Source organism: Flagellimonas lutimaris, assembly GCF_051494225.1.
Classification (GTDB): Bacteria; Bacteroidota; Bacteroidia; order Flavobacteriales; family Flavobacteriaceae; genus Flagellimonas; species Flagellimonas lutimaris_A.
Map to the genome: position 1 here is coordinate 1,072,058 of NZ_JBNPYE010000001.1, position 15,066 is coordinate 1,087,123.

Annotated in this window: 14 protein-coding genes and 1 tRNA gene; 7 read left to right on the plus strand and 8 right to left on the minus strand. The window is 39.7% G+C overall.

What is annotated here, in order from left to right:
- Positions 1 to 102: 102 nt before the first annotated feature.
- Positions 103 to 321, minus strand: coding sequence for a hypothetical protein (locus ACQQ5U_RS04755; RefSeq protein ID WP_437395804.1), 219 nt, complete (start codon positions 319 to 321; stop codon positions 103 to 105).
- 112 nt (positions 322 to 433) lie between these two features.
- Here ACQQ5U_RS04755 and ACQQ5U_RS04760 point away from each other — a divergent pair, with 112 nt between their 5' ends.
- Complete coding sequence (locus ACQQ5U_RS04760) at positions 434 to 904, plus strand: hypothetical protein (protein ID WP_437395805.1); 471 nt, start codon at positions 434 to 436, stop codon at positions 902 to 904.
- Between the two features lie 21 nt (positions 905 to 925).
- A complete protein-coding gene (locus ACQQ5U_RS04765) occupies positions 926 to 1,081 on the plus strand; it encodes a lmo0937 family membrane protein (protein WP_437395806.1) in 156 nt (51 codons plus the stop codon).
- A gap of 277 nt (positions 1,082 to 1,358) precedes the next feature.
- Here the strand turns inward: ACQQ5U_RS04765 and ACQQ5U_RS04770 are convergent, their stop codons facing one another.
- From ACQQ5U_RS04770 to ACQQ5U_RS04800, 7 genes are all read right to left on the minus strand, one after another.
- Positions 1,359 to 1,928: a BfmA/BtgA family mobilization protein gene (locus tag ACQQ5U_RS04770; protein WP_437395807.1), complete on the minus strand. Its 570-nt coding sequence runs from the start codon at positions 1,926 to 1,928 to the stop codon at positions 1,359 to 1,361.
- A gap of 304 nt (positions 1,929 to 2,232) precedes the next feature.
- On the minus strand, positions 2,233 to 3,504 hold the full coding sequence (locus ACQQ5U_RS04775; RefSeq protein WP_437395808.1) for a site-specific integrase: 1,272 nt from the start codon (positions 3,502 to 3,504) through the stop codon (positions 2,233 to 2,235).
- 231 nt (positions 3,505 to 3,735) lie between these two features.
- Positions 3,736 to 3,809 (minus strand) — tRNA-Arg (locus ACQQ5U_RS04780).
- A 104-nt stretch (positions 3,810 to 3,913) separates the two neighbouring features.
- Positions 3,914 to 4,780 carry a sugar phosphate isomerase/epimerase family protein gene (locus ACQQ5U_RS04785; protein WP_437395897.1) on the minus strand — a complete coding sequence of 289 codons (867 nt, stop codon included), beginning with the start codon at positions 4,778 to 4,780 and terminating at the stop codon, positions 3,914 to 3,916.
- A 170-nt stretch (positions 4,781 to 4,950) separates the two neighbouring features.
- On the minus strand, positions 4,951 to 5,550 hold the full coding sequence (locus ACQQ5U_RS04790) for a YceI family protein (RefSeq protein ID WP_437395809.1): 600 nt from the start codon (positions 5,548 to 5,550) through the stop codon (positions 4,951 to 4,953).
- Positions 5,551 to 5,628: 78 nt separating this feature from the next.
- Positions 5,629 to 6,891, minus strand: a complete 1,263-nt coding sequence (locus tag ACQQ5U_RS04795; RefSeq protein WP_437395810.1) for a hypothetical protein — start codon at positions 6,889 to 6,891, stop codon at positions 5,629 to 5,631.
- A 36-nt stretch (positions 6,892 to 6,927) separates the two neighbouring features.
- Positions 6,928 to 7,530: a YceI family protein gene (locus tag ACQQ5U_RS04800; protein WP_437395811.1), complete on the minus strand. Its 603-nt coding sequence runs from the start codon at positions 7,528 to 7,530 to the stop codon at positions 6,928 to 6,930.
- Between the two features lie 332 nt (positions 7,531 to 7,862).
- Between ACQQ5U_RS04800 and ppdK the strand changes: the two genes are divergently transcribed.
- From ppdK to ACQQ5U_RS04825, 5 genes are all read left to right on the plus strand, one after another.
- Entirely contained in the window at positions 7,863 to 10,583 is a 2,721-nt protein-coding gene (gene ppdK, locus ACQQ5U_RS04805; RefSeq protein WP_437395812.1) for a pyruvate, phosphate dikinase, read from the plus strand.
- Positions 10,584 to 10,727: 144 nt separating this feature from the next.
- The gene (locus ACQQ5U_RS04810) at positions 10,728 to 11,609 is read left to right on the plus strand and encodes a cation diffusion facilitator family transporter (RefSeq protein ID WP_437395813.1); all 882 of its coding nucleotides are present in this window, start codon (positions 10,728 to 10,730) and stop codon (positions 11,607 to 11,609) included.
- 61 nt (positions 11,610 to 11,670) lie between these two features.
- On the plus strand, positions 11,671 to 13,401 hold the full coding sequence (locus ACQQ5U_RS04815) for an alpha/beta hydrolase-fold protein (protein ID WP_437395814.1): 1,731 nt from the start codon (positions 11,671 to 11,673) through the stop codon (positions 13,399 to 13,401).
- Between the two features lie 267 nt (positions 13,402 to 13,668).
- The gene (locus ACQQ5U_RS04820; protein ID WP_437395815.1) at positions 13,669 to 14,511 is read left to right on the plus strand and encodes a C-GCAxxG-C-C family (seleno)protein; all 843 of its coding nucleotides are present in this window, start codon (positions 13,669 to 13,671) and stop codon (positions 14,509 to 14,511) included.
- Between the two features lie 6 nt (positions 14,512 to 14,517).
- Positions 14,518 to 14,994, plus strand: coding sequence for a hypothetical protein (locus ACQQ5U_RS04825; protein ID WP_437395816.1), 477 nt, complete (start codon positions 14,518 to 14,520; stop codon positions 14,992 to 14,994).
- Positions 14,995 to 15,066 lie beyond the last annotated feature (72 nt).

Genomic DNA, 15,066 nt, shown 5'->3' on the forward strand with positions numbered 1-15,066 from the left:
CCTATTTTCTTGCGATAGGGTTATTACATGTTGTTCCTTTCCTGGGGCATTCAAACATTTTTAAATGGCAGTCAAAATAGAAAACCAAATGTCCGAGAAGTATTAATCCTTTTTTGATGAAAGTTTTCTATGGAAATGGTGAAGTGATGATGATGGGTCACTGGGCATCATCTTTTCTGCTTTGGCAAAAAAGTATCTGTTTAGAAATGATTTCCATATATCGGGATTTTTATAAAGGTAGTCATTAAAATGCTCCACCCTACTTAAATTCCAAGACATTCCATCTTCATTGGTAAAATGTTTGGGAACACTTCTGGACATACTAATGCAAATGTGTGAATGATACAACTAATACAGGTAACTACATAACGTTTATGACTGGTTATCGGTTGATCTTTGCCTTGTGAAATGTTTCACATCTAATACTTATATAATGAACTACAAAACAAAAACATCGAGCACTATCCTTGGATTTGCTTCCGTTGCCATAGCTATTATCTTGTTCAACGGCTGCAAATTGGCTACCAAAGACAAAGACGCAACAGTTACAGGTGATCCCAAAGAAAATTTAGTTGAAGCAAAAGAAAGCCTTGATAAGGCCAGGAAAGACTATGTTCTTAAATACGAAGCATTCAAACTGGAATCTGACAATAAAATTGCGGAAAACGAAAAGATCATTGCAGAATTAAAGGCAAAAGCCAAGATGGATGGCGATGCTGCCAAGCAGGAATTTGAAAAAGAACTTGCCGCATTGGAACAAAAAAACCAATCGCTGAAAGAAAAAATGAGCTACTACAAAGATGAGGGCAGTAAGGAATGGGAATCTTTCAAGATTGAATTTGACCGCGACATGGATAACCTAGGAAAAGCATTAAAAGACCTCACCAAGAACAACACGGATTAATTTGTACAAAAAAATAAGATTATGGGAAACTTACTTCACACGGTGGCCGTAGTATTGATCATTCTTTGGGCCATTGGATTTTTCGGATACAATACGGGAGGAATCATTCATATATTATTAGTGATTGCACTCGTTGCGGTTATCATAAGAATTGTTCAGGGGCGAAAGATCGGGTAGCCATAGACATATTCGTAACTAAAAGTTGAACATTGTTACCTTCCGAGTGATCAAAGATTTTTAAACGGTGGGGGGAAATACCTCTGCCTTTTTCCTTTTCCCGGTTGTGACCAAATATTTATTCAAATCTGAATATTGAACCCTATTTAGGGGGTATAAATGTGAGTTAATTAAAAACAGCGAGCGAAACCAAGTTTCGCGCTGCAAGCCCCAAACCTTACCCTTAACTAATACTACTGAGCGAGGTAACTCTGTCTTTCGATTGAAAACATGCCGTTCATCCTTTGAGGTAGTCCAAAGGTCTGTTTGCTTCACGTCTATATCGTTCCAACCGCCCTTCTGTTATTTCAAGCTTCAGATAACTTTTCCCAAAACTGCTCTTGACCACCTTGACATTATCAAGTATACTATTTAAATCCGATTGGAGCGAGGCCGCCTTTTCCTCCAACCGATCATACTTGATTTTCGGAACAGTTACTTCACCCTCGAAAACTGGGTCTGGCTTTGGTGGATTCTTTTCGATCATGTCCTCAAGAAAATCATCCCCAACTTCATCATTGTCCAATTCCTGGTTGAACAGGGCCTGCATCATACCAATGGTGGGCAAGGTTTGGTTCTTTTCAATGTCCCTGATTATGGCAATGACCGCATCTGTCCGTTTCCTGTTCTTAATAATCTCTTGACCTATGCTCTTTTCAAAACGTTCCGATGGCAAAAAGCCGTGCCACTCAAAAAAATCCATGACCATATCCAAGGTATGCGAATAACTCTTGCCCACTTTTCTTGAAAATACCTTAAATCTTGATAGTGTCCTTTTCTTTATCCGTACTGCTCTAAAATCGTCCATAATACTTGTTTTAAAGGGCTCAATTGTTACAATTTTGTTCAGTGTCTATAGGAGCCCCAAGCATTTTTGCAACAACTATCACCATAGTCCCTACAATAAATACTTTCCAAAACCCCTTATAAACAGGGCTTTTCCGAAGGAAAATGATTCAATAGCGCCGCTTTAGCGCGCTATCCTCTTGCTTTTCAACTTAGTGTCGCCAAGGCGACGCTAAATGGAAAACTCTTACCAAAGCAGGTTGTAGATTGGGACTAAAAATTTTCGATAGTTTTGGCACCTTGATCTTTGCAATGAATTCTCTAGATTAAAAGACAGAGTTACCAAACTTCTCGTTATCATCAATTGAATCTGAGAGTTTAGATTCCAGAATTGATTCCAATCCACTCATATCCTCACTGATTTTTTTGTCCAAGACCCGTGCGTAAATCTGGGTAGTGGCCAACTTTGAATGGCCCAATATTTTGGATACCGTCTCAATTGGAACACCGTTACTTAGAGTTATTGTAGTGGCAAACGTATGCCTCGCAATGTGAAAAGTAATATTCTTTCTGATATCGCATGCATCTGCGAGTTCCTTTAAATAACTGTTCAACTTTTGGTTGGAAATTCTGGGGAATAATTTTTCCGGTTGTCTTTTTGGGTGATATTGGTATCGTTTTATTATTGACAATGCTGGTCCCATTAAAGGTAACTTGAAGCTGTTCTTGGTCTTTTGTCTTTTAGTACTTATCCAATGTTTTCCATCGATACCCAATACGATATTGTCCTCATTAAGGTTCATTATATCACAATAGGCAATGCCTGTGTAGCAACTAAAAACAAATAAATCTTTTACAATACGCAATCGTTCAATCCCTGTATGATAGGTTTGAATTTTTTGAAGCTCATTTAAGTTCAAAAATTCCCTTTCCTTTCTTTCCATTCTAATCTTAAACTTTTGAAATGGATCCCTATCAATCCATTCGTTGTCAACCGCCATTCTAATCATTTTGCGTAAGCGTTGAATATGCTTCATTGCACTATTGTTTGAAAGATTATTGTGATGATTTATTGGATATAGTTTACGTAAATAGGTTTCAAACCCAACAATAAATTGATGATTAAGCTGCGATATTCTGTAATCATCACATTTGTATTGCTTCTTGATATACTTTAGTAGGTACTTCTGACAGGTCTTGTAGTGACTAAGAGTAGCCTTGCAAAGACTATGCGCATTGTGCGTATTGTGATACTCAAATAAATTCTTCAAAGTAAATTCATTTGCGTCCTCTCCAAAATAATGGGCCTTAACCATCTGTGGAGTGATATGTGACGTTCGAGATCGAAGCTCCCGATAGCACTGAAAAAGTTCGGTTTCGACCTCCATCAAATAGGTGTTGATTTCCTGTGCTTCTTTTGTTCGACCCAGAACCCTCGACCCCTTTCGGTCCCATATTTCTATTGGGATCGTATATTTAAGGCTCATGTTAACTCGTTGTGAATCAACGGTTATACGGGCATAAATCTTAGCGGTACCGTCATTCCGCCGGGCAGTGCTTATCCAGAAACTAATTGAAAATGTAGACCGAGTTCTCATAGGTTTTGTGTTAAATTGAACGAAAATCACCTACGAAAGTCAAATACTAAGTTGCTGTAATATAGTTAATTACAAGCTTATTCGGTTAACACTTTGAAGAAAAAAATTTACTAACCGAATTGCAAACCAAAACATGCCAAATCAAACCAATTCAAATAAAGGTCCTAAAACATTAAATCCTTGCAAATCAATAAGATATGCAAGGATTTGTTTTTGTTTGAACTCTATAAGTGATCGCGGAAGGATTCGAACCTTCGACCGTCTGCTTAGAAGGCAGATGCTCTATCCAGCTGAGCTACGCGACCAAACTTTGCGGGTGCAAAGATACTAATGTAACCGATTGTAAAAAATATTTTTTTGATTTCTTATCAATTTTATGATGAGAGAATCAAATAGGCTACCCAATTTTTTATTTAAAGCCTATCTCTTTCAATCCTTTATGGCTGATTTTGATCACTTCCAATGGCTTTTTATCCCAGGTCATATCTTGCTCAACAAAATATTTTTCCATGCCCGAGGTCTTTTTTTCCTTCAAAATTCTTGCAAAATCGATGGTTCCCTCCCCTACTGGGGCAAATTTTCCTTCTTCATCCATATCCTTGACATGCCACAATTTGAATCTTCCAGGGTATTTTTCAAAATAGGCAACAGGGTCTGCCTCTGCTCTGGTCACCCAATATAGATCCATTTGGAAGTTTACATATTTCGGATCCGTATTATCCAACAAATATTCAATTGGCTTGATTCCATCTTCATTGTCCTTGTACTCAAAATCGTGGTTATGGTACAACAACTTCAATCCAGCAGCTTCACATTTTTTCCCAATTGTTGTAAGTATGTCCACAAACTCTTTCATGGTACCTTTCATACCCATGGTACGGTTTTCACGATCAAAGGTAAACATGCCCATAGGTGGAACTGGGATAGTAAAATACTCAAATCCTGCCGCCTTGGTATCCGCAATTTGTTGGTCTGCGTTTTCCAAAGTTACTCCTCCCATATGAGTGCTGACGGGAGTCAGTCCAATGCTCTTTAAATAGGATTTGAACTCTTGTGGCTCCATGCCATAGAATTTTCCTTCGTTATACCCTGCAGCCTCGATGTAGGCATAACCTGCGTCCGCTACTTTTTGTAAAGTTGCTTTGGCATCCTCGCCCATATTGTCCCTCACCGTATAAAGTGCCAGTCCGCCAAAGTTATCTTGCGCGTAAAATGTGATTGTAAATAGTGCAAAGGCAAAGGTAAAAATGCCCTTTGTTGATAGAATTCTGTTCATCATTATTGTTTGTTGTAAATTTCGGTTTAAATGTCTTACAATATAGGGTTTTCCCGATTAATATTTTTAATGGATATTGTTAGAATACCTTACTGATTCATACAACAAAAAAAATCCGCTGGATGTAAAAACATCGCAACGGATTTCAAAATAAATGAGTACTTAAGTTTTTAAATTTCGTTTAATCTTAAGGCTATCCTTACTTTTATTTCATCATGCACCTTGATCATCCCCAAAACTTTTCTGGGAGGCTCCAATCCAAAATCTGTCAATTTTAAAGGTATGGTGCCATCAACACAAATATTGCCTTGTTGTTCGCAATATAGTATGGTTTCATAGTTTCGGGTTACACCGGCTATTTTTATCTCCATACCTACACCAATTTTTTGATTATCGGGCTGTGGAGGATCAACATATAATAATCTAAGTTCTACTTGCGGGTATTCCTCGGTCTGCAACAATTCCCTAAAATCCTTATTGATAGTCTTACCACCGCAATCGAAACAATCGTTGGCCAACCTTAGTTGAGCATTGCTGAACTGTATCTTCTCAGCTTTATCGTCATAGGTCAACCGTATGGGCAGCTCCAGTTCTTCCAGATTATATTTACAGGTAAATTCATTGACGTTGGTTGTTCCCGAAATTACGACCTCACTCTCAGACCCCACACGGACCTTGGTTTCCCTTTCTGGGTCGGTAAAGCCAAACCCGATTAAAAGAACAGAAACAATCCAAACAATTTTGGTGATATGTGGACTTGTGGACAACATGAGTATCTAATATAATATTTTTAGGTTAAAGACCTAGGACATTCCTGTCCCAGGTCTTAATTAATCATCAATCCTATTCTAGAAACTGATAACAGCTTCCAATAAAACCCCTTTAAATTCACCTTCATGGAAGATACTTGTAGTATCGTATCCATCATATTGTTGGTTTACATACTCTATTTTGGCCAAAATATTCTTGGTCAAGAAAACGCCGCCTCCAAGTTGGAATCTATCAATGGTTATTTCTGATGCAGATGGGTCGTCGGATGTTACGGTATTGTAACGGGTTCCCAAATAGAAGTTTTCATTGTTTCCAAATCTGTAAATCAATTCTCCAGCAAATTGAGTGGCTGTTCTATCATCGGTCTCGGCATCGGTTTTTCCAGATGCAGTCTCAAAGGTTCCAAAGAACTCCAATCCTTTATATTTTACAAATGGGTTGATCATAAAGGCAGTGATCTCGTTGTTGAGTCCGGGATTATATCTACCGGATCTAAAATTGCTTGATGGTTTAGCTTCGGTATCCTCAAGTACCAAATAATATCTAGATCCTGTACGGTCTGCACTATACAGATATGTTCTGGCTATTTTGTTTGTGCTGTACATGGAACCTGTAATTCTAAGTCTCAAGTCTTCGTTTATTTGTCCATCGTAACCTAACTTGGCCAAAATGGAAGCTCCTGTGGTTTCTGGTTTATCCACTGCTTGGTTCAATTTACCATTGGAAAGTCCGAACATTCCGATGAATCCATTTTTTCTGAAATAAACCTCTCCACCAACCTCAGTGGTAAACGCATCCATGATCAGGTTACCAACAAACGGATTATACATGGCTTGGGAGTTATCACTTCTTCTAAAGTGGGCATCACCATAGTTGTTTTCCATGTGTCCTACTTTAATGGTAAGGTATTTCATGGCTTCTTCCAAAAATCCAGGGCTTATGAAGTCCAAATTATCCACTTGGAAATAACCTCCTTTTACATAAGGCTCTGGGTGGTGACGAGAAGATAAATAAGTTCTCAGGTGCATTCTAACACCTTTGGCCAAGGCCACATCCAAATCCAAGTTAGCGGTCGCCAAGTTAAAGTTATCTCCGATTGGAATAAGTTCCACGGCTCCAGAATTCTCATGATTTAATGCTTGAAACTGAAGGGTTGATGATCCACCGACCCTTACTTTTACCCCATCAAATGTGGAGACGGTATCTTTAGGTGCTTCAAAAACATTGATTCCATTTTTGTCCGGTGAACGGAAATTATCGAGTTGACGATTTTGTGAAAATCCCGATAGGCTAACTAGAAAAGCAGCTGCCAGTATTCCGTGTTTTACATATTTTTTCATGATTGTAGATTTATTTAGTTGAGTATTAAGATTTAATTATTTCCAAACTGTTTTAAAGTGAACTTCGATTTCATCACCGGTGGTGATTGTTCCTAAAAGTGCTTTGGGAGGTTCAACGCCATAATCGGTCATTTTCAAAGCCTTTTTACCTTCAAGTAGAACCTTGCTACCATTAATAGTTAGGTTAAATGGCAAATCGATTGTATTTGTATTGCCAGAAATGGTTAAGTCTCCAGTGGCCACAACCTTATATTTATCGGAAGAAGAAACTACCGGAGAAACACTTTTTACATTTTTCAATTCGAACACGATCTCTTTGTGTCTTTTGGTATTCAATGCTTTGTAAGTGTTTTTGTCCATAGCTCCCTTTCCACTCTTAAGGCTTTCGGCTTCGACGGTAAACTTTAAAATATTGATTTTTGGAAGTTCACCTGTGTTGTCCAGAGCGATAGAACCTGATTTTTGTTCCGCCACTTCTTCCCAGTCATGCAAGGTAGAAGTACCTGTAACCATAACTTCCCCCTCACCTTTGCTAATTTGATAGCTCTGTGCGGCAAGTGCGATCGGAATCAATCCGAATGTCATCAACAAAATGACTGACTTGATCGAGAACGGTCTTTTTTTGAATTGTGATTGCATAGTATTTTGGTTTTGTTGGGACAAAGTTCTAATATGGAATATTCGTAAAAGATGATAAATGTCAGTATTTTCCTAACCCACTGGTTTTCAGTAACAAATGTTACAAAAAACTTCTATTTGACTGGTTTTTAACCGTCTATATCTCCTATTTTGTACTTAAAAAGTCAATTTTAAAGTCAAAAAATGTTCTAGTTACACCAACACTGGTAAGAATTGCCCTTAAAACATTCAAAACACCTGAAACACTGATTTTTATCATGTTATGAGCCAACTACACCCTCTAATTTTACAATCAGATTTTAGCATTTATCAATCTCTTAATAGATATAAAGATGGAAACACTTACAGAAAACCAACTCAGCGTATATTCTTTTGGTAATAAAAAGGCTGATGGAGGAAGAGAAATGAAGAACCTGCTGGGTGGTAAAGGAGCCAACCTGGCCGAAATGAGCCGCATTGGAATTCCGGTGCCCCCTGGCTTTACAATAACAACAGAAGTTTGTACACAATACAATTCAGAAGGTAGAGAAGCAGTAATAGAACGTATAGAACCAGATGTGCGGAATGCCATAAACCGTATCGAGGAGACCATGGGCTCCATATTTGGAGATGATGAAAATCCATTACTGATTTCTGTTCGTTCCGGAGCAAGGGTTTCCATGCCCGGGATGATGGATACCGTACTTAACCTGGGATTGAACGAGGAGTCCATTAAAGGGGTGATTAAAAAGACGGGGAATGAACGATTTGCATGGGACTCCTACCGTAGATTTATCCAAATGTACAGTAGTGTTGTAATGGGACTCAAGCCAGAGTCCAAAGACGACCTCGACCCTTTTGAAGAAATCATTGATCATTTAAAAGATAAAAGAAGAATTGAGCAGGATACCGAATTTACCGTTCAAGATCTTCAGGACTTGGTTTATGACTTTAAGGACATTGTCAAAAAAAGAACCGGAAAACCCTTCCCCACCAATCCATGGGACCAATTATGGGGCGCCATTACGGCAGTGTTCGATAGTTGGAACGGTGACCGTGCCATCTATTATAGAAAAATGCACGGATACCCCGAAGATTGGGGTACCGCGGTAAATGTCCAGGCCATGGTGTTTGGTAACATGGGAGATGATTCCGGAACTGGGGTATGCTTTACCAGAGATGCCGGAACCGGAGAAAACATGTTCAACGGGGAATACCTCATCAATGCACAAGGCGAGGATGTGGTAGCCGGAGTACGTACACCGCAACAAATTACCTTATTGGGTTCACAACGGTGGGCCAAACTTGCACAGGTAGAGGAGGAAGACCGCAAAGAAAACTATCCTTCCTTGGAAGAGTTGATGCCCAATATTTATAAAGAACTATTTGAATATCAAAACAAACTGGAAACGCATTACCAAGATATGCAGGATATGGAATTTACCATTCAACAAGGTAAACTCTGGATTTTGCAGACCCGTAATGGTAAACGTACCGGTGCTGCCATGGTAAAAATTGCCATGGACTTGCTTAAAGAAGGATTAATAGATGAGAAAAAGGCCCTAATGCGCATAGAGCCAAACAAATTAAACGAACTATTGCACCCCATCTTTGATCCCAAAGCTTTGCAAGAAGCCGAAGTAATCGCACAAGGTTTACCCGCATCCCCTGGAGCCGCCACCGGCCAGATTGTTTTCTTTGCCGATGAAGCTGACAAATATAAAAACAGTATTCTTGTGCGAGTTGAAACCTCTCCTGAAGATGTGGAAGGTATGAACGTAGCAAGAGGTATTGTTACAGCACGTGGAGGTATGACTTCCCATGCAGCGGTGGTAGCAAGAGGTATTGGCAAGTGCTGTGTTTCTGGTGCTGGAGCATTAAAAATCAACTATAAGACAAGAGTACTTAAGGTGGGAGACCATGAGTACCACGAAGGTGATTGGATTTCCATCAACGGTTCAACTGGTAACATTTTAGAGGGTAAAGTTGGTACCAAAGAACCCGAATTAAGTGGAGAGTTTGCCGAACTTATGAAATTGGCCGACTCCTACGCCCAATTGGAGGTGCGCACCAATGCCGATACACCAAAAGACGCAGAGATTGCAAGAAGCTTCGGGGCAAAAGGTATCGGTTTAACCCGTACCGAACACATGTTCTTTGAAGTGGACCGTATTAAAGCTATGCGAGAAATGATCTTGGCAGATACCATTAAAGGGCGTAAACAAGCATTGAAAGATTTGCTCCCCATGCAACGTGGCGACTTTGAAGGAATATTCCGTGCCATGAAAGGTTATCCGGTAACCGTTAGGTTGTTAGATCCACCTTTGCACGAATTTGTGCCTCACCAGTTGGCCACTCAAAAAGAACTTGCGGACGATCTTCATATTTCCTTGTCCTCTGTAAAAACCAAAGTGGCTGAATTGGAAGAATTCAACCCAATGTTAGGCCACCGTGGCTGTAGGTTGGGAAATACCTATCCCGAAATAACCGAGATGCAGACCCAAGCCATTTTGCAAGCTGCTCTCAACCTTAAGAAGGAAGGAATTGAAACTAAACCCGAAATAATGGTTCCCTTGGTAGGTACCGTGGAAGAGTTTAGACAACAAAAGGAAATAATTGACAATACAGCTCAAGAATTGTTCAAAAAACGTAAGGATACCGTGGAATATTCCGTTGGTACCATGATAGAAACGCCAAGAGCCACATTGGTTGCAGGCGAGATAGCTGAAATTGCCGATTTCTTCTCCTTCGGAACCAATGACCTTACACAAATGACCTTTGGATATTCAAGGGACGATTCAGGTAAATTCCTGCCCATATATATTGAAAAAGGTATCTTAAAAGCTGATCCTTTTGAAGTCTTGGATCAAGAAGGTGTTGGGCAATTGGTTGAACTTGGAACAAAACGCGGCCGAGAATCCCATCCAGGTCTTAAAGTAGGTATCTGTGGAGAGCATGGTGGCGAGCCAAGCTCTGTTGGATTCTGCCATAAAGTAGGAATGAACTATGTTAGCTGCTCTCCCTTTAGAGTGCCGATTGCACGGGTGGCAGCTGCTCAAGCGGTAATATCTTAATTGTAAATAAACCTGACCATTCTGTTTTTTTAGAATCCCCGACTTTTATATTCATTTCAAAGTCGGGGATTTTTATGGATTGGATATTTTAAACTCGAATCATTCCTTAATAATCATATTTGTAAAACACAAGAGAAGAAATAAATGAGTAACGAAAAAACCGCCATACGAACTACTTATTTTAGCATTCTTGGCAATGTTAGTTTGGCCTTGATAAAAGGTTTGGCCGGATTTTTTGGAAACTCCTATGCACTCATTGCCGATGCCATCGAATCCACAACTGATATTTTTGCTTCATTTTTGGTCTTGTTCGGTCTTAAGTATGCCGAAAAACCACCTGATGAGAATCATCCATACGGGCATGGTAAAATCGAACCTTTGGTTACATTCATTGTGGTAGCTTTTCTGGTAACTTCTGCCACGATTATAGCCTACGAAAGTATTCAAAATATAAAGTCACCCCAAGAAACACCTGAGCCTTGGACATTGATTGTTTTGGGAGCCATTATTCTTTGGAAAGAGATTTCATATCGAATCGTCATCAGAAAAAGTAAACAAACGAACAGCACTTCGTTAAAAGCGGATGCTTGGCACCATAGAAGTGATGCCATTACCTCTGTGATGGCGTTCATCGGAATTTCCATTGCGCTTATTTTTGGCAAGGGTTATGAATCCGCTGACGATTGGGCCGCGTTGCTTGCTTCCGGATTTATTTTGTACAATAGTTATTTGATTTTTAGACCCGCTCTGGGCGAAATCATGGACGAACACCAATATGATGGCCTTATTCAGGAAATAAGGCTAAAATCTCTGAAAGTAGATGGTGTTTTGGGGACAGAAAAATGCTTTATCCGTAAATCAGGGATGACTTACCATGTTGACCTTCATGCCATCGTGAATGGTGAAATTACTGTGGAAAAAGGCCATTGGATTGCCCACAACCTAAAAGATTATTTACGAAAAGAAATTCCTAATCTAGGGCATGTCTTAATTCATATAGAACCTAACGAATACACTTACAATTAAAGACTTACACTTTGGTTACTGGGTAAAATGGAGTATCTTATTCATCTAAAACCCAACCACCATGACCAAATTCTCCATTCTTTTTTACAGTTGTTTTTTATTATTAATTTCCTGTAGTACAGTTGAAAAATCAGAATATAACATTGCTGTAAGTTTTGATGAAGCTGTAAGTATCGAAAGTAAAGATGGACGCTTGCTCCTGATGCTTTCCACGGACGACAGCAAGGAACCACGTTTTCAAATCAATGATGGTTTAAACACACAACTCATTTTTGGAATGAATGTGGATGGCATGTCTTCAGGCAAATCCATTGTATTTGACGAAACCGTTTTTGGCTACCCCTACCCCAGTTTATCCGATGTTCCTCCTGGAGAATACAATGTGCAGGCACTTTTACATGTGTACGAAACCTTCAATTTATCCACGGGACACACTGTAAAACTTCCAATGGACAATGGGGAAGGGCAGCATTGGAATACTTCTCCGGGAAATCTATATAGTGAGCCTTTTAAAATTACCGTTGGGGATAACGGTATAAAAAATGTATCTGTTGTCATGGATCAAGAAATTCCACCGATTCCTGAGCCCGAGGATACGGAGTGGATTAAACACATTAAAATCAAATCGGAAAAATTATCTGAATTTTACGGGAGAGATATGTACCTGGGTGCTCATGTATTGTTGCCCAAGGGTTTTGATGAACATCCCGAAGCAAAATATCCCTTAATGGTCTTTCATGGGCATTTTCCAAGTGATTTTGGTGGTTTCCGCACCACGCCGCCCGACCCGAACTTAGAACCAGAATATTCGGCTCGTTTCGATCTGGACGGCTATAATATTATACAACAACAGGAAGCTTATGACTTTTTCAAAAGATGGAACGAACCTGATTTCCCTCGTTTTCTAGTTATTGAAATTCAGCACCCTACCCCCTATTATGATGATTCCTACGCGGTCAACTCAGCAAGCCAAGGTCCCTACGGAGATGCCATTACTTACGAGCTGATTCCTGAAATTGAAAAACAATTTCGAGGCATGGGTGAAGGATGGTCGCGTTTCCTTTATGGCGGTTCAACAGGTGGTTGGGAAGCCTTGGCCGTACAAGTGAAATACCCTGAGGAATACAACGGTTGTTTTGCGGCTTGTCCGGACCCTATCGATTTTAGAGCATATTGCCTCACCAACATTTATGAAGATGACAATGCGTACTACTACGATTCCGCACATAAACAATTGGAGGTTCCTTCCCATCGAAATTATCTCGGTGATATTCAATCCACCCTGCGGCAGGGGAACCACCTAGAGTTGGTATTGGGCGATAAATCCAGATCCGGGCAACAATGGGATATTTGGGAAGCCACCTATTCACCTCAAGGAGACGATGGCTACCCTGTGCGCATTTGGGATAAAATGACTGGGGACATTGACCACGAAGTAGCTGAATATTGGAAAGAAAACTACGATCTACGGCATATTTTGGAACGTGATTGGGACAAATTGGGACCCCAACTTAAAGGCAAGATCCACATTTATTGTGGAGATATGGACAACTACTATTTGAACAATGCAGTGTATTTAATGGAAGACTTTTTAGAGAGCACCAGCGAACCTTATTATGACGGTGAGGTTTTGTACGGTGACCGTGCAGAACATTGTTGGAACGGCGATCCCGATCAGCCCAATGCCATCAGCCGTTTACGATATAACTCCATGTACGTACCAAAAATTATGAAGCGTATTGCTGAAAGCGCCCCTCAAGGTGCAGATTTGACCAGTTGGAGATACAAATAAGAAAGATATCATTCTTTAGAAAAATTGGATAACCACTTCTCCTCAAAGGAAAAATTGAAAATTACCTGAAATACGCCATTGGTAAAATGGTTGTGGTTGTCATTATACTGTAACCCCTTTATAGGTCAACAATAAAATGAAAAGCAATTGGCCCAAGCCTTTCCAATCATGCTCAAGATTCTCATATTTCCTTTAAACTAATCTATATCATAGGATAGTACTTTGAATCATATTATCTTCTTTAGGTGAAATTCAAAGTATATTCCAATGGAACCTACTGAACCAACAACCCGAGATGGTCCCAATGACGGTAAAAAAGTCTTTCGGGAGTTAAAGACTTGCTCTCGAACCTTTTTCTATATTCTGAATCGGGAATTTGGCCATCAAAAGGAACTCGAAGAACGCGCCTCCGATTCTTTGGCAGGTGGTATTATGCAAGAAGGGCATCAATGCGGTATGCTGTGGGGTGCATCATTGGCCGTGGGTGCCGAAGCATATTGGAGATGTAACAATCAAAACCAGGCCATTACTGTGGCCGTAAATGCCACCAAAAAAATAATGAACTCTTTTGAAAAGCGAGAGCAGACTATAAATTGCCGTGAGATTACGCATTGTGATTTTTCCAGTAAACTAAGTATGGCCAAATACTTTTTCACCGGTAGATTTCTACATTGCTTCAATCTAGCAGAAAAATGGGCGCCTGAAGCCGTAAAATCTGCCATGGAAGGACTATCCGAAAACAATGACGAAACATCCAAAGACTGTCTTAGCTGTGCCACCGAAGTCGCAAAAAAAATGGGAGCCAGCGATGAGGAGTCCATTATGGTGGCAGGATTTGCTGGAGGTCTTGGGTTAAATGGCGCTGCATGTGGTGCATTGGCTGCGGCTATCTGGATGAAATCCCTTAAATGGTGCCATGAGGTAGCTAAAAAATCTTCAATGGACAATCCATATGCAAAAGAAACTTTGGACGCATTCTATCAATATACCAACGCAAAGATTTTGTGTTCCCAAATTACAAATGAGCAATTTAATAATCTTGAAGGGCATACAAGGTTTTTAAAGTATTCTGGATGTGAAGGTCTCATAAATGTGCTCTCTATTTCCTAAAAAAGAATGGAACTCTTAAAAGAAAATATTATCCCATGGTCCGTAAGCAATGGTGTTGCCCTAGTCATTTTGGTAACCGCTTTTCGATGGACAAAACTAACCAGATTGTTTTTATTTATGCTATTTGCCTGGGCTTGCTGGCTAAATTATAACACTGCCCACAAAACCCCAGATGATTATTTGATTTATGCCACTTTCACTCCTTTTGAAATGTACCACAATTTTGTAATCCATTGGTTCAAGTCCAATATTGTTCCCACGGTTACCTTAATATCGATTGGGCAGGGACTAATTGCTTTTGGTATGATCTTAAAAGGTTTGATGGTTCAAATTGCATGTGTGGGAGCCATTCTATTTTTTATTGCAATCGCACCATTAGGGGTCGGGTCTGCTTTTCCTGCAACGCTTATAGCTGCTGCAGCCACCATGCTGATTTTAAAAAAAGATAATTTGAACTATTTGTGGCATTTCAAAAGAAAATAACCGTTGTCACCAAGAATTTTAAAATAAAAATATGAATTAAAGTATAGTTAATCTAGAAAAACCTACAATCAA

What these genes read in the sequence shown, in the direction of transcription:
- ACQQ5U_RS04800 (WP_437395811.1), bottom strand. Translation starts at nt 7,530, where the DNA reads ATGCAATCACAATTCAAAAAAAGACCGTTCTCGATCAAGTCAGTCATT.
- ACQQ5U_RS04775 (WP_437395808.1), bottom strand. Translation starts at nt 3,504, where the DNA reads ATGAGAACTCGGTCTACATTTTCAATTAGTTTCTGGATAAGCACTGCC.
- ACQQ5U_RS04770 (WP_437395807.1), bottom strand. Translation starts at nt 1,928, where the DNA reads ATGGACGATTTTAGAGCAGTACGGATAAAGAAAAGGACACTATCAAGA.
- ACQQ5U_RS04765 (WP_437395806.1), top strand. Translation starts at nt 926, where the DNA reads ATGGGAAACTTACTTCACACGGTGGCCGTAGTATTGATCATTCTTTGG.
- ACQQ5U_RS04790 (WP_437395809.1), bottom strand. Translation starts at nt 5,550, where the DNA reads ATGTTGTCCACAAGTCCACATATCACCAAAATTGTTTGGATTGTTTCT.
- ACQQ5U_RS04810 (WP_437395813.1), top strand. Translation starts at nt 10,728, where the DNA reads ATGAGTAACGAAAAAACCGCCATACGAACTACTTATTTTAGCATTCTT.
- ACQQ5U_RS04755 (WP_437395804.1), bottom strand. Translation starts at nt 321, where the DNA reads ATGTCCAGAAGTGTTCCCAAACATTTTACCAATGAAGATGGAATGTCT.
- ACQQ5U_RS04795 (WP_437395810.1), bottom strand. Translation starts at nt 6,891, where the DNA reads ATGAAAAAATATGTAAAACACGGAATACTGGCAGCTGCTTTTCTAGTT.
- ppdK (WP_437395812.1), top strand. Translation starts at nt 7,863, where the DNA reads ATGGAAACACTTACAGAAAACCAACTCAGCGTATATTCTTTTGGTAAT.
- ACQQ5U_RS04815 (WP_437395814.1), top strand. Translation starts at nt 11,671, where the DNA reads ATGACCAAATTCTCCATTCTTTTTTACAGTTGTTTTTTATTATTAATT.
- ACQQ5U_RS04760 (WP_437395805.1), top strand. Translation starts at nt 434, where the DNA reads ATGAACTACAAAACAAAAACATCGAGCACTATCCTTGGATTTGCTTCC.
- ACQQ5U_RS04785 (WP_437395897.1), bottom strand. Translation starts at nt 4,780, where the DNA reads ATGAACAGAATTCTATCAACAAAGGGCATTTTTACCTTTGCCTTTGCA.
- ACQQ5U_RS04820 (WP_437395815.1), top strand. Translation starts at nt 13,669, where the DNA reads ATGGAACCTACTGAACCAACAACCCGAGATGGTCCCAATGACGGTAAA.
- ACQQ5U_RS04825 (WP_437395816.1), top strand. Translation starts at nt 14,518, where the DNA reads ATGGAACTCTTAAAAGAAAATATTATCCCATGGTCCGTAAGCAATGGT.